The following is a 13,890-nucleotide window of genomic DNA, read 5'->3' as shown; positions in this document are numbered from 1 at the left end:
CGCCGCCAGCGCGGACAGGGTCGACATAACCCACGGTGCTTGGCGCCAACTTACCCTGTCCACTCTTGCCGCCGATCTGCCGCCACCGGCCGTCAGTGGGCCAGCAGGTGGCGGGCCTCGCCGACGATGGTGAGCGAGCCCGTCACGACGACGCCGCCGCCTCCCAGCTCGGCGCCCTCCTCGACCAGCCGCACCGCCGCGTCGATCGCGTCGTCCAGCCGGGGCGCGACCTCGACCCGGTCGGCGCCGAACACCTCGACCGCGACGGCCCCCAGCTCGTCGGCCGATCGCGCCCGCGGCGAGGAGCTCTGCGTGAGGACGATCGAGTCGAACGCCGGCTCCAGCACGCTGAGCATCGCGTGGGCGTCCTTGTCGGCGAGCACCCCGACCACGCCGACCAACGTGTCGAACTGGAACCCGTCGGCCAGCGCCGCGACCAGCGCCTGCGTGCCGGCGACGTTGTGCGCGCCGTCGAGCACGATCGTCGGCGACCGGCGGACCACCTCGAGCCGCCCCGGCGACGACGCGGACGCGAACCCGGCCCGGACCAGCTCCAGGTCCAGCGGATTCGCCCCACCGCCCAGGAACGCCTCGACCGCGACCAGTGCGCAGGCCGCGTTGTGCGCCTGGTGCTCACCGTGCAGCGGCAGGAAGATCTCGTCGTAGTCGCCGGCGAGGCCGCGCAGCGTCAGCAGCTGGCCGCCCACGGCGACCTTCCGGCGCGCCACCCCGAACTCCAGGCCCTCGCGCACCAGCGTCGTGCCCAGCTCCTCGGCCCGCGCGGCGAGCACCCTGGCCGCGCCGAGCGGCTGCTGGCCCAGGACGGCCACGGCCTCGGGACGCAGGATGCCGGCCTTCTCGGTCGCGATCTCCTCGACGGTCGAACCGAGCTCCCGGTGGTCCAGCGAGATCGGCGTGACGACCTGGACGAGGCTGTCGACGACGTTGGTGGCGTCCCAGGTCCCGCCGAGGCCGACCTCGATCACCCCGACGTCGACAGGCGCGTCCGCGAACGCCGAGAAGGCCATCGCGGTCAGCAGCTCGAAGAACGTGACCCGCTCGGCGTGCCGGCCGTCGACCAGCTCGACGTACGGCGCGACATCGTCGTAGGCGCGGGCGAACACCTCCGCGCCCACCGGCCGACCATCGATGCTGATCCGCTCGGTGACGCTCTCCAGGTGCGGCGACGTGTACCGGCCCGAGCGAAGGCCGAAGCCGCCGAGCAACGAGTCGATCATGCGGGCGGTCGACGTCTTGCCGTTGGTGCCGGTCAGGTGGATCACCGGAAAGGCCCGCTCGGGATGGCCCAGCAGGTCGACCAGGTCCCGAATCCTGTCCAGGTCGGGGATCATCTTGTGCGGAAAGCGTCCGGCCAGCGCCTTCTCGACCCGCGCCAGCTCGGCACCGGTATCCCGGGCCTCGTCGGCCTCCCGGGCCTCGTCGGCCTCGTCAGCCAAGTCAGCCTCGTCGGCCGAGTCCTCGTTCGCCGGCCGCCAGCCGTCTCGTCCGTTGTCCGTCACTCCCGAAGATTATCCGCCGGCCAACCGGCCACCGCCCGACGCGAGCCAGGCGGCCCAGGCCGGGGGGATCCTCCGGGGTGAGGGCTGCCACGTCGGGTCCGTTTCCGGCGGGTCCGGGCTAGCGTGGGCAGCCGTGGGTGACTTCGAGAAGGCCACGGCGGCGACGGTCGACGAATCCGGCCGATGGACCGCCGAGGTCGCGCCGGGGTGGGACATCGGTGGTCATCCGCATGGCGGCTACCTGCTGGCACTCGCGGCGCGGATCGCGCTGGGCGTGACCGGTCGGGATCATCCGCTGTCGATCACCGCGCATTTCCTGCGCTCCCCCGCGAACGCCCCGGTCACCGCGACGCCGACGATGCTGCGCGCCGGTCGGTCTACGGCGGTCGCCGCCGTCGACCTCTGCCAGGCTGACCAGCCGATCATGGCGACGCTCACGACCACCGGTCGGGCACCCGCCGAGTCGGTGCCCGTCTTCCAACGGGAGAGTGCCCCGACGCTGCCGGCGCCCGAGGACTGCGTCGACGTCGCCAGCCCGGACAACCCGTTCCGGCAGAACCTGCACGACAAGGTCGACGTGCGGCTCGACCCGGCGACGGTCGGCTGGGCGTACGGCCAGCCGCGCGGTGCCGCCGAGATCCGGGGCTGGGTGCGGCCGCGGGACGGATCCGAGCCCGACGCGCTGTTCCTGCTGCTCGCCGCGGACGCGCTGCCACCGACGACGTTCGACTTCGGCCTGTTCGGCTGGGTGCCGACCGTCGAGCTGACCGCGCTGCTGCGCGGCACCCCCGCGCCGGGCTGGCTGCGCGTCGTCCAGCGCTCCCAGCTGATCGACGACGGCTGGCTGGACGAGGACGTGGAGGTCTGGGACTCCGCCGACCGCCTGGTAGCCCAGGCCCGCCAACTAGCCGGCTACCGAGCCCCCAAGCCCTGACGGGCCGACTCCCGTCCCCCGGGCCTGGGCGATCGCGCCGCGGGCATCGCGCGTCGAACCCGGCACGCGCCGACGCCGACCGGCGGACGCAGCGGGCGGTGGCGGTGGCGGCCAACCGGGTCCGCGCCAGCGCCCGGTCGGCGCCGCGCGCGGACCGATGATCGCCGTTTCGGCCCTCCAGTGGTCGCGAGCCAGGCCCCAACACAACCACTAGAGGGCCAAAACAGCGATCTTAGCCCGGAAGTGGTGGCCTTTCGCCAGGCGAAGCGGCACCCGGCCCAAATCCCGACCCTGGACAAGCGCCCACCACAGACTTCTCCCCGACGCAGAACCACGTTGGGGAGGGCGCTCAGCGCCCGACCCAGCGGAACGGCCCGCGGGCGCTCAGCGCCCGTTCGGGCCGTTACGCAGACTTCTCCTGGCGGGTGTTGCGCTTGGCCGCGCTGATGTCGCGGGGCACGAGGGTGGGGTTGACGTGCTCCAGAACGACCTCGCGGGTGACGACGACGCGGGCGACGTCCTTGCGGCTGGGGATGTCGTACATGACCGACATCAGCACCTCCTCCATGATCGCCCGCAGGCCGCGGGCGCCGGTGCCGCGCAGGATCGCCTGGTCGGCGATCGCCTCGAGGGCGTCGGAGGTGAAGTCGAGGTCGACGTTGTCCAGCTCGAACAGCCGCTTGTACTGCCGGACCAGCGCGTTCTTCGGCTCGGTCAGGATGCGGATCAGCGCCTCCCGGTCGAGGTTCTGCACACTGGTGAGGACCGGGAGGCGGCCGATGAACTCGGGGATCATCCCGTACTTGAGCAGGTCCTCCGGCATGACGTCGCCGAACACGTCGGCCGCGTCCGGGTCGTCCTTGCCGTGCAGCACGGCGCGGAAGCCGAGCGACTTCTTGCCGATCCGCGACTCGATGATCCGGTCGAGCCCGGCGAACGCGCCGCCCACGATGAACAGCACGTTCGTGGTGTCGATCTGGATGAACTCCTGGTGCGGGTGCTTGCGGCCGCCCTGCGGCGGCACGCTCGCGGTCGTGCCCTCCAGGATCTTCAGCAGCGCCTGCTGCACACCTTCGCCGGAGACGTCCCGGGTGATGCTGGGGTTCTCCGACTTCCGGGCGATCTTGTCGACCTCGTCGATGTAGATGATCCCGGTTTCGGCCTTCTTGACGTCGTAGTCGGCCGCCTGGATCAGCTTGAGCAGGATGTTCTCGACGTCCTCGCCGACGTAGCCGGCCTCGGTGAGCGCCGTCGCGTCGGCGATCGCGAACGGGACGTTGAGCATCCGGGCCAGCGTCTGGGCGAGCAGGGTCTTGCCGCAGCCGGTCGGCCCGAGCAGCAGGATGTTGCTCTTCGCCAGTTCGACGTCGGCCTTGGCGCTGTCGCTCGGGGCCGAGCCGCCCGCCTGGATCCGCTTGTAATGGTTGTAGACCGCGACCGACAGGGTCTTCTTCGCGGTCTCCTGGCCCACCACGTAGCCGTCCAGGAACTCGTAGATCTCCCGGGGCTTGGGCAGCTCGTCCCATTTGAGCTCGGAGCTCTCGGAGAGCTCCTCCTCGATGATCTCGTTGCAGAGATCGATGCACTCGTCGCAGATGTAGACGCCGGGACCGGCGATGAGCTTTTTCACCTGCTTCTGCGACTTCCCGCAGAACGAACACTTCAGCAGGTCGCCGCCATCACCGATGCGTGCCACCGAGGACTCAGTCCCTTCGTCCAGACGATGGGGTCGCCTGCAAGTCGGGGGCGGCTCGCACCGCCCGGTCGTCGCGTGCCGAGACTGTCACTGGCCTTGCCAGGTGCCCACCGCGGCCGGCCCCAGGGCCGGCGCTCCAGCTCGGGCGCCACTCAGGCGGGGCCGGGAGGTCGCCCTCCCGTGCCTGGCCTGTCCTGCCTCGTACCGCCCCTTCGGGGGACGGTACCCCGCCCGGCCGCCCGGTGAGAGCCCTATCGCGCGGCTCATACAGGTCAGCCTACGGTCGCCTGTCCTGTCAGCGGGCAGCCGACAGGCGGGACGACTTACGGGTCTTGATCACCTCGTCGATCAGGCCGTACTCCTTGGCCTCATCGGCAGAGAGAATCTTGTCCCGCTCGATGTCCCGGCGGATGTCCTCTTCGGCCTTGCCGGTGTGGTCCGCGAGCATTTTCTCCAATAGCGAACGCATCCGGAGGATCTCACGGGCCTGGATCTCGATGTCGCTCGACTGGCCCTCACCGGAACCGGACGGCTGGTGGATCAGGATGCGGCTGTTCTGCAGCGCGAACCGCTTGCCCGGGGTCCCGGCGGCCAGCAGCACGGCGGCGGCGGACGCCGCCTGGCCCATGCAGATGGTCTGGATGTCCGGGCGGACGAACTGCATCGTGTCGTAGATCGCGGTCAGCGACGTGAACGACCCGCCAGGCGAGTTGATGTAGATCGAGATGTCGCGGTCCGGGTCCTCGGACTCGAGGAACAGCAGCTGCGCCATGACGTCGTTGGCCGACACGTCGTCGATCTGGACGCCAAGGAAGACGATCCGCTCCTTGAGGAGCTTCGAGTACGGGTCCATGCCGTACTCGCCACGGGACGTCTTCTCGATGATGTTCGGCAGCACGTAGCGGCCGGTCTGCTCGTAACGGGACATGTTCATGCCCTCCGGGAGGTGCGGTGGTACGGGGCCGACGAGGGTGGGAGCGCCGACGAGATCACTGGCCGGACGGGGTGCCACCGGGCACCTGGCGCACCCGCTGGACGACATGGTCAACGAAGCCGTAGTCCTTCGCCTCTTCGGCGGTGAACCAACGGTCGCGGTCGGAGTCCCGCTCGATCTGGTCGATCGGCTGACCGGTGTGGAAGGCGATGCGCTCCTGCATCATCCGCTTGGTGTAGAGCATCTGCTCGGCCTGGATCGCGATGTCGGAGGCCGTACCACCGATGCCGCCGGACGGCTGGTGCATCATGATCCGCGCGTGCGGCAGCGAGTACCGCTTGCCAGCGGCGCCGGCGCACAGCAGGAACTGGCCCATCGACGCGGCGAGGCCCAGCGAGACGGTCGCGACGTCGTTCTCGACGAACTGCATCGTGTCGTAGATCGCCATGCCGGCGCTGACCGAACCACCCGGCGAGTTGATGTACAGCCAGATGTCCCGGTTCGGGTCCTCGGCGTTCAGCAGCAGCAGCTGCGCACAGATCGCGTTCGCGATGCTGTCCTCGACGACGGTGCCGAGGAAGATGATGCGCTCCCGCAGCAGCCGGTTGTAGACCTGCTCGTCGAAACCTGGGCCGCTCTGGCCCGCCGACCGGAGGCTGGGGCCACCCGGCGCGGCCAGACTCGGCACTGCGAACTCACTCACGTTCGACTCCTCGGCTTCACTGACCTGCTGGCTTCACTGACCTGGCTTCCGTACTCGCGAAGTTCCGGTACCCGCGAACGCCCCCTTGATGGTTGCGTGCCGGGACGGTGCCCACGAGCGACGACAGCTTGACCGGCTCGACACTATCTGTGACCCGCGCCAGTTCCGGCCCATCTGGCTCGATGTTCGCGCTAGGCAGAGGGCCACGCGATCCCGCGCGCACTGGCCGAGCCGACGGGCTGCGCCTCACCAACAGCTCGGCCCCCGCGCGGATGCCGCGGGGGCCGACGGTCCTGCCGGGTCGAACCCGACAGGCAGGCACGTCCAGGGCGAGCCCTGGAGCCAAGGTCACGTCCTAGTGGTCGTGGCCCTCGTGGTCATGACCCTCGTGGTCGTGATCGTGGTCATGGTCGTGACCGTCGTCCTCGAAGGCCTCGAGGTCCGCCGGGTCCGGCCGCTCGGGCAGCTCCAGGGTCACCGCGTTGTCGTCGTCGTCCACGACGGTCGCCTGGCGCAGCAGGTGCAGCAGCGCCTTGTTGCGCATGATGTCGGACATCAGCGCGGTCAGCCCGGCGCCGTTGCCGCCGGCGAGCTGCTGGGCGTACTGCTCGGGCGCGACGCCGGAACGCTGCGCGAGCATGACGATCTGCTCCATCAGCTCGCCCTGGTCGATCCCGACCGACTCGGCGCGCACCACGGTGTCCAGGATGAACTGCGACTTGATCGCCTTCGTGGCCGACTCGCGGACCTGCGCGTCGAACTCCTCGGGCTCCTGCTCAAGGGTCTTCAGGTAGGTCTCGCGGTCGACGCCGTAACGCTCCAGGTCGTGGCCGAGGCGGTGCTCCCTGGCCTCGATCTCCGACTCCAGCACCGAGTCGGGGACGGGAACGTCGACGGACTCGATCAGCTGCTCCAGCAGCTTCTCCCGCGCCTGGTTGACCTGCTCGTACTTGCGGGTCTGCTCCAGGCGCTGGCGCAGGTCCGCCTTCAGCTCGTCGAGGGTGTCGAACTCGCTGGCGGTCGTCGCGAAGTCGTCGTCGAGCGCCGGGAGCTCCTTCTCCTTGACGCCGCGCACGACCGCGGTGACCTGGGCGGTCTGGCCCTGCCGGTCGCCGGCGAGCAGCTCGGTGTCGAACGTGCGGCTGTCGCCCTCGCTCGCGCCGATGAGCGCCTCGTCGATGCCCTCGATCAGGTTGCCGCTGCCGACCTCGTAGGACATCCCGGTCGCGGTGGCGTCCTCCACGGGCTCGCCGTCGACCGTGGCCGACAGGTCGAGCGACACGTAGTCACCGGTGGCGACCGGCCGCTCGACCGGGGTGAGCACGGCGAACCGCTCGCGCATCGAGCCGAGCTGGGTGTCGATCTGCTCGTCGGTGACCTCGATCTTGTCAACCGTGATCTTGACGCTGTCCGCCTCCGGCAGCGCGAGCTGCGGGCGGACGTCCACCTCGGCGGTGAACACGATCGGGCTGCCCTCGGCGAACTCGGTGACGTCCACCTCCGGCCGCGACAGCACGTCGACGTCCTCGGCCTCGACCGCCTCCGAGTAGAACTGGGGCAGCGCCTCCTGAAGGGCCTCGTCGAGGATGGTCGAGCGCCCGAGGCGCTGGTCCAGAATCCGCGGCGGCACCTTGCCCGGGCGGAACCCGGACACCCGGATCTGCCTGGACAGCTTCTTGTAGGTGGCGTCCAGGGAGGGCTTCAGGTCGTCGAAGGGCACCTCGACGGTGAGTTTGACCCTGGTCGGGCTGAGTGACTCCTTGGTGGCCTTCACGGCGCGGATGTCTCCTGGTACGACGTCGGACGGGGGACGCGCCGAGATTACCGCCACGCGGTGACCCCGGACCGCTTCACGGCCCCCGGTAGGTGCAGCAAACGGCAACCCCGGACAGCCCCTCGGTCAAGCGAAGCTCGACACCGGCGAGCCAAGGCCACTCCGGCATCCCAGTCGAGCAAGCCCGACCCCGGAACGCGAAGCCACCTCAACCCCCCAGTCGAGCCGAACTCGACACCAGCGGGCCAAAGGCCACCCCACCACCCCAGCCAGGCAGACCCGCACCAGGAAGCGCGGCGCCCCCAACCCCTCAGCCGAGCAGAACTCGACACCAACGGGCCAGAAGCCCCCCACCACCCCGGCCGAACAAGCCGACCATCGAGAAGCGAAGCAACCTCGACCCCCCGATCGAGCGAAGCTCGACACCGGCGGGCCACAGGCCAGCCCACCCCACCCCAGCCGAACAAGCCGACCGTCGAGAAGCGAAGCAACCTCGACCCCCCAGTCGAGCGAAGCTCGACACCGGGGGTCCGGGGGTCGCCCCCCGGAGCAATATCGCGGCCCCCGGGCAGCTGACGAAGTCAGCAAACACGGTGAGCCAGCACGTCGGGGCGGGGAGACTCGAACTCCCGATCTCCTGCACCCAAAGCAGGCGCGCTAGCCACTACGCTACGCCCCGAGGCGTTGCGCCTCCATCCTACGGGCTGGTGGCTCCTCGATCGCGGCCCGGGCCTCACCACTGTCAACCCGCGGCACCAGCAACCCGCGGCACCAGGCCGCGTCGGCTCGATCGCGCCGGCGCTCGGAGCCCGCCCCGGTCCCGCCACTCCTCCGGCGCCGACCAGCCCGACCCCAGCCCCCACCTCCACCAGTCCCCCGACTGGCCAGAATCCCCTGCGCAACCAATGATCAAGGCTGGCCTCCCAACCCGCTGGAAGGCCTTGATCGCCCGTCGCGCAGCCAAAACGGCGCTCCACGCCCCAATTTGTCCAATTTTTTCCTGCGCAGTTCTCGATCAAGGTGAAGCAGTCCGGCAAGCCCGCCCCATGATCGGCATCCGCGCAGGCGAGGCGGCGCCTCGGAGCGGCCGGGACGGTGCCGGCGGGCCGACCTCACCCGCAGGCCACCACGGTCACCCCACCGGGGCGCCGTCTACGGTCACCAGGGGGTGCCCGCCCCTACACGATGGGTCCGGTTCGCCCCGATCTGTGAACACAACGTCGGGCCAGAAGAGGGACGACCGCCAGATCGTCGCCGAGCCTCGCCCTGCGATAAGCTTCAACGCGATCACCATGCGGGTGTAGCTCAATGGTAGAGCCCCAGCCTTCCAAGCTGGTCATGCCGGTTCGATCCCGGTCACCCGCTCCACCTGCGGCTTCAGGGCTTCCACGCCCCGGCCACGGTCGGGGCCCGAACCATGTGGGTGCCTGTTCGGTTCTCACCGCCCGCCTCCTCGCCGACCGTGGCCTCCGTCACGCCCGCGGCCGTGCGGAGGCCGACAGGACCCGCTCAAGGCCCGGTGCCGGCACCCAGCGGCGCGACCGGGTCCGGAGGCTTGTCGCGGGCGGTGCGAAGCTGGCGGTATGCCGGAAGTAGGAGTGGGGGCAGCCGCGAGCCTGCTGGCCGACCTTGTGCCGGCGAAGGCCGTCGCGGCGGAGACGCTCGTGGACGAGTCGCCGTCGGAGCTGTTCCCCGCCGAGGAGGCGCTGCTCGCCCGGGCCGTGCCGAAGCGCCGCCGGGAGTTCACCGCCGGCCGGGTGTGCGCGCGGCGGGCGATGGCGCGCCTCGGGGTCGCGCCCGCGCCCCTGCTGGCCGGGCCGAACCGGGAGCCGCTGTGGCCGGCCGGGCTGGTCGGCAGCATCACCCACTGCGAGGGATACCGGGCCGCCGTCGTCGCGCGGGCCGGGGACGTGCTGTCCATCGGGATCGACGCCGAGCCGAACGGTCCGACGCCGGACGGGGTCTTCGAGCGGATCGCGCTGCCGGCGGAGAGCTCCTGGGTACGGGCCGTGGCCCGGGCCGAGCCCGAGGTGCACTGGGACCGGCTGCTGTTCTGCGCCAAGGAGTCCGTCTACAAGGCCTGGTTCCCGCTGGCCGGGAGCTGGCTGGGCTTCGAGGACGCGCTGATCACCCTCGACGGCCGCCCGGCCGATGCCAGCCCGGCCGCACAAGGGCCGGCGGCACACGGGCCAGGCGGAAGCGGTCCGGACGACAGCGGGCCGACAGGCGACGTGGAACGCACCGGCGCCGCGACACGACGGACCGGCACCTTCACCGCGAAGCTGCTGGTGACGGGCCCGGTCCTGCCGGGCGGGCGACGACTCACGTCGATGCGCGGCCGGTACCTGGTCACTCAGGGCCTGATCCTCGCCGTGGTCGCGATCAGCCCGGAGGACCGGGTGGACGGAGACAGTGCCTGATGAACCGAGCTGTGCTGCCAGCGGCCCTGACCGCCGGGATCGTGATCAATACGGCTCGGCTGCGCCGTCGGCTGGCCGCGTTGCCGGTGATCGAGCCCTCGGACGACCGGGTCCACCACACTCACGTCTTCCTGGCGGCCGACGGCGTCCGGCTCGATGACGCCCAGCAGCGGGCCGCGAGCGCGTACGCGCGCCGCCACGGCCTCGACGTCCTGGACCTCGTGCCCGACGAGCTGAGCCCCGACCGGCTGCTCGACCTGGCCCGGCTGGTCGACCCGGCCCGGTACCGGACCGACCGGCTGGCGCCGGGCCGCGGCGCCTACCAGGCGCTGCTGATCGACCGGGACGTGCTGGCCCGCGCGGGGCTGCACCCCAAGGAGGTCACCGAGGTCGGCCTGGTCGCCGTCACCGCGACGCTCAAGCGGTACGCGCCGCTGACCACCGGTCTCGCCGTGCTGCCCGGGCTGCGGGCCGCGCCCCGGACGGGCCAGCAACGGCTGGCCGTCCGGCAGGCGACGTCCCGCTGGGACCCGGCACGCCCGCTCGGCCCGATGGTCCGGGACCTGGCGCTGGCCCGTGGGCTGGCCCGCGCCCCCCGCTGGACGCTCGCGGCGGCGGCGGCCAGCTGGCTGCAGCCCGTCGCCGCCGCGTCGGGCGGGCCGGTCCGGCTGCGCCCGGCCGAGGCCCTCACCGCGCCGCTGCAACGGCGGCGGGCCGCGGCCGAGTTCGTCGCCGACGCGTCCGCCCTCGGTGCCGCGGCGGCCCGCAGCGCCCAGGTGCGCACCCCGGGCGAACCTGGCGGCGCGGACTCGGGCGGCCTGGCACGTTGGGGCTTCGCCCGCCCACACGCGTTCCCCGCCGACGACGCGGAGCACGCCGCCGAGCTGCGCGCGATCTACCAGGCCGACCTGGCCGGCGGCGTCGAGCGCTTTCTCGCCGCGGCGCGGCCCACCTGCCCGTGGTGCGGCGGCGCCCGGCTGACCAAGGTCACCGATGGCTTCGACGCGACGCTGGCCAAGCCAGGCCGGTTCCGCTATGACCGCTGCGCCGACTGCCGGCACGTCTTCCAGAACCCGTCCCCCACCGACGAGGGCCTGGACTTCTACTACCGCGACTTCTACGACGGCCTGGGCGCACCGATCATGGAGGTCATCGGCGACGCCGGCCGGGCGGGCTACCTCGCCCGCGCCCGGTCGGTACCCCCGACGCCGCGCACCTGGCTGGACGTGGGCACCGGCATGGGCCACTTCTGCCTGATGGCCCGCGACGTGTGGCCGACCACGGTCTTCGACGGCCTGGACCAGGGCGAGGCCCTGGCGGAGGGGGCCCGGCGGGGCTGGATCGACCACACCTACTCCGGCCAGCTGCCCGACCTGGCCCCGTCGCTGGCCGGGCGCTACGACGTGGTCAGCATGTTCCACTACCTGGAGCACACTCGGGACCCGCGCGCGGACCTGGACGCCGCGATCACCGCGCTGAGCCCGGGCGGCCACCTGCTGATCGAGGTGCCCAACCCCGAGAGCCTCTCCGCCCGCGTCTACGGACCGCTGTGGTCGGGCTGGCTCGCGCCGCAGCATCTGCACCTGATCCCCGCGGACAACCTGGTCGACGCGCTGACGGCGCGCGGCCTGCGGGTCGAGCACGTCGAGTTCGGCCGGGCCCACCTCGACGGCGACGGGATGTACGCCTGGTGGGCGCTGTGCCAACGGCTCGCCCCGTCGCTGGACCTGCCCTGGCGGGCCCAGCCCGGGTCGCCGGGTGGGCAGGCCCGGCGGCTGGCGACGCTGGCCGCGCTCGGGCCGCTGTTCCCGGCCATGGTCGTCGCCGACGCGGCCGCCCGGCCGTACCTGACGGGCGGGCGCCGGTCGAACGCCTACCGGGTTCTGGCCCGGCTGCCGTGATGCTTCCCGACGTCGGATCCCGTGGCCGGCCGGCCCGGGCCGCAGTGAGTCGCTCCCGCCCGCTGGAGGTTCCGTGAACCGTCGGACCTGGATCTCGGCGGCCGTGGCCGCCGGTGTCGGCCTCAACACCGCCCGGCTGCGGCGCCGGCTGTCCGCGCTGCCGGTCATCGGGCCGTCCGACGAGCCGGTGCACCACGCGCACGTCTTCCTCACCGTCGGCGGGGTCCGCCTCGACGAGGCCCAGCGGCGCGCGGCCAGCGCCCACGCCCGCCGCCACGGCCTGGACGTGCTCGACCTGGTGCCCGAGCAGCTGACCCCGGACCGCCTGCTCGACCTGGCCCGGCTCGTCGACACCACCAGCTACCAGGCCAACCGGCTCACCCCGGGCCGGGGCGCCTACCAGGCCTTGCTGGTCGACCGGGAGATCCTCGCCCGCAGCGCACTGGACCCGAAGGACCTCGGCGAGACCGACCTGGTCGCGATCACCGCCGTGCTCAAGCGGCACGCGCCGACGACCACGGCCCTCGCCGTGCTGCCGGGGCTGCGGGCACTGCCCAGGACCGGGGCCGAGCGGTTCGCCGTCCAGCGCGCCGCCTACGCGTGGCAGCCGCCGAGCCTGGTCGCCCCGGCGGTCCGCGACGCGCTGCTCGCCACCGGGGCGCGGGCGGCGCCCGGCTGGACGCTCGCCGCGGCCGCGCTCAGCTGGCTGCAGCCGGCCGCCGTCGCCGCCGGCGGGCCGGTGCGGATCGACCGGGCCGACCTGCTCGCCGCGCCGCTGGTTCGGCGCCGCGGCGCCGCCGAGCTGGTCGCCGACCTGGCCCCAACCCGGGCCACCGAGCGGCTCGGCCGCTGGCGGGTGTCGTTACCTCCGGCCTACGCCGCCGACGACGAGGCCGGTCTCGAAGCGGCCCGCGCGGCCTACCGGGCCGATCTCGCGGCCGGCGTCGAGCGGTTCCTGGAGGAGCCCCGGACCACCTGCCCGTGGTGCGGCGGTCCCCGGCTGCGCCGGATGACCGTCGGCGTCGACACCATGCAGGTCAAGCCGGGCCGGTTCCGCTACGACCGGTGCGCCGACTGCCGGCACGTCTTCCAGAACCCGCGGCTGACGCCGGAGGGCCTCGACTTCTACTACCGCGACTTCTACGGCGGGCTCGGCCGGGACTCGATGGAGCAGGTACTGGGCTTCGGACCGGGCTCGCACCCGGCGCGGGCCCGCTCGGTGCCGCCGACGCCGCGGACCTGGCTCGACGTCGGCGCGGGCCACGGGCATTTCTGCCTGCTGGCGCGGGATGTCTGGCCGAGCACCGTCTTCGACGGCCTGGACCTGGGCGACGGCATCGAGGAGGCCGGCCGGCGCGGCTGGGTCGAGAACGCCTACCTGGGCCAGTTCCCCGACCTCGCCCCGTCGCTGGCCGGCCGCTACGACGTGGTCAGCATGTTCCACTACCTGGAGCACACCGGCGACCCGCGGGCCGAGCTCGACGCCGCCGCGCTCGCGCTGCGCCCGGGCGGCCATCTGCTCATCGAGGTGCCGAACCCGGACAGCGTGACCTTCCGGGCCTATGGGCCGCTGGCCTCCGGGATGCTGATCCCCCAGCACCTGAACCTGCTGCCGGCGGACAACCTCGTCGACGCGCTGACCGCGCGCGGCTTCGTCATCGAGCACGTGGAGTTCGGGCAGGTTCACATCTCCGGCGACGCCCCGCTGGCCTGGTGGGGGGTGTTCCAGCTGCTGGGCCCGTCGCCCGACCTGCCCTGGCGGGACGTGCGCCGCCCGCTGCTCGGCTATGCCCGGCGGGCGGCGGCGTTCGCGGCCCTCGCGCCGCTGATGCCGGTGGCCGCGGTCGCCGAGGCGGCGAGCCGGCCGTTCCTGACCCGAGGCAACCGCGCGAACGCGTACCGCATCCTCGCCCGGCTCGCCGATCCCGGCGCCGCCACGTCGGCCATCGGGTAGCCCGCCCCCAGCCGGGCCGCTACCGTCCGTAGCCACAGCCCCCCGTCAGGTGAC

The 13,890-nt window shown here is 72.3% G+C and carries 9 protein-coding genes and 2 tRNA genes; 5 read left to right on the top strand and 6 right to left on the bottom strand.

Translation table 11 applies throughout. From position 1 onward, the window contains the following. Nucleotides 1-92 precede the first annotated feature (92 nt). The gene (locus FRAEUI1C_RS09735; RefSeq protein WP_013423124.1) at nucleotides 93-1,520 is read right to left on the bottom strand and encodes a bifunctional folylpolyglutamate synthase/dihydrofolate synthase; all 1,428 of its coding nucleotides are present in this window, start codon (nucleotides 1,518-1,520) and stop codon (nucleotides 93-95) included. Nucleotides 1,521-1,653: 133 nt separating this feature from the next. Between FRAEUI1C_RS09735 and FRAEUI1C_RS09730 the strand changes: the two genes are divergently transcribed. Continuing rightward, a complete protein-coding gene (locus tag FRAEUI1C_RS09730; protein WP_013423123.1) occupies nucleotides 1,654-2,454 on the top strand; it encodes a thioesterase family protein in 801 nt (266 codons plus the stop codon). Between the two features lie 403 nt (nucleotides 2,455-2,857). On the opposite strand, the gene clpX is transcribed toward FRAEUI1C_RS09730, so the two are convergent. From clpX to FRAEUI1C_RS09705, 5 genes are all read right to left on the bottom strand, one after another. Then, a complete protein-coding gene (clpX, locus tag FRAEUI1C_RS09725) occupies nucleotides 2,858-4,150 on the bottom strand; it encodes an ATP-dependent Clp protease ATP-binding subunit ClpX (RefSeq protein ID WP_013423122.1) in 1,293 nt (430 codons plus the stop codon). Nucleotides 4,151-4,445: 295 nt separating this feature from the next. Then, nucleotides 4,446-5,078 carry an ATP-dependent Clp protease proteolytic subunit gene (locus tag FRAEUI1C_RS09720; RefSeq protein WP_013423121.1) on the bottom strand — a complete coding sequence of 211 codons (633 nt, stop codon included), beginning with the start codon at nucleotides 5,076-5,078 and terminating at the stop codon, nucleotides 4,446-4,448. A 61-nt stretch (nucleotides 5,079-5,139) separates the two neighbouring features. Next, on the bottom strand, nucleotides 5,140-5,787 hold the full coding sequence (locus FRAEUI1C_RS09715; RefSeq protein WP_013423120.1) for an ATP-dependent Clp protease proteolytic subunit: 648 nt from the start codon (nucleotides 5,785-5,787) through the stop codon (nucleotides 5,140-5,142). 355 nt (nucleotides 5,788-6,142) lie between these two features. Next, nucleotides 6,143-7,561: a trigger factor gene (gene tig / locus FRAEUI1C_RS09710; RefSeq protein WP_013423119.1), complete on the bottom strand. Its 1,419-nt coding sequence runs from the start codon at nucleotides 7,559-7,561 to the stop codon at nucleotides 6,143-6,145. A 606-nt stretch (nucleotides 7,562-8,167) separates the two neighbouring features. Continuing rightward, a tRNA-Pro gene (locus FRAEUI1C_RS09705) sits at nucleotides 8,168-8,240 on the bottom strand. 615 nt (nucleotides 8,241-8,855) lie between these two features. Here FRAEUI1C_RS09705 and FRAEUI1C_RS09700 point away from each other — a divergent pair. The 4 genes from FRAEUI1C_RS09700 to FRAEUI1C_RS09685 all read left to right on the top strand — a co-directional run bounded on the left by FRAEUI1C_RS09700 (nucleotide 8,856) and on the right by FRAEUI1C_RS09685 (nucleotide 13,836). Beyond that, a tRNA-Gly gene (locus FRAEUI1C_RS09700) sits at nucleotides 8,856-8,929 on the top strand. 215 nt (nucleotides 8,930-9,144) lie between these two features. After that, nucleotides 9,145-9,981: a 4'-phosphopantetheinyl transferase family protein gene (locus FRAEUI1C_RS09695; protein WP_083819464.1), complete on the top strand. Its 837-nt coding sequence runs from the start codon at nucleotides 9,145-9,147 to the stop codon at nucleotides 9,979-9,981. Beyond that, nucleotides 9,981-11,882 carry a class I SAM-dependent methyltransferase gene (locus FRAEUI1C_RS09690; RefSeq protein WP_013423117.1) on the top strand — a complete coding sequence of 634 codons (1,902 nt, stop codon included), beginning with the start codon at nucleotides 9,981-9,983 and terminating at the stop codon, nucleotides 11,880-11,882. The genes FRAEUI1C_RS09695 and FRAEUI1C_RS09690 overlap by 1 nt, the downstream gene beginning before the upstream one ends. 73 nt (nucleotides 11,883-11,955) lie before the next feature. Beyond that, on the top strand, nucleotides 11,956-13,836 hold the full coding sequence (locus tag FRAEUI1C_RS09685; protein WP_013423116.1) for a class I SAM-dependent methyltransferase: 1,881 nt from the start codon (nucleotides 11,956-11,958) through the stop codon (nucleotides 13,834-13,836). Nucleotides 13,837-13,890 lie beyond the last annotated feature (54 nt).

This window comes from Pseudofrankia inefficax (assembly GCF_000166135.1).
In the GTDB taxonomy this organism is placed as follows: Bacteria; Actinomycetota; Actinomycetes; order Frankiales; family Frankiaceae; genus Pseudofrankia; species Pseudofrankia inefficax.
Note: the sequence above shows the minus strand (reverse complement) of the source record. Positions and strands in the feature narration are given on the sequence as shown.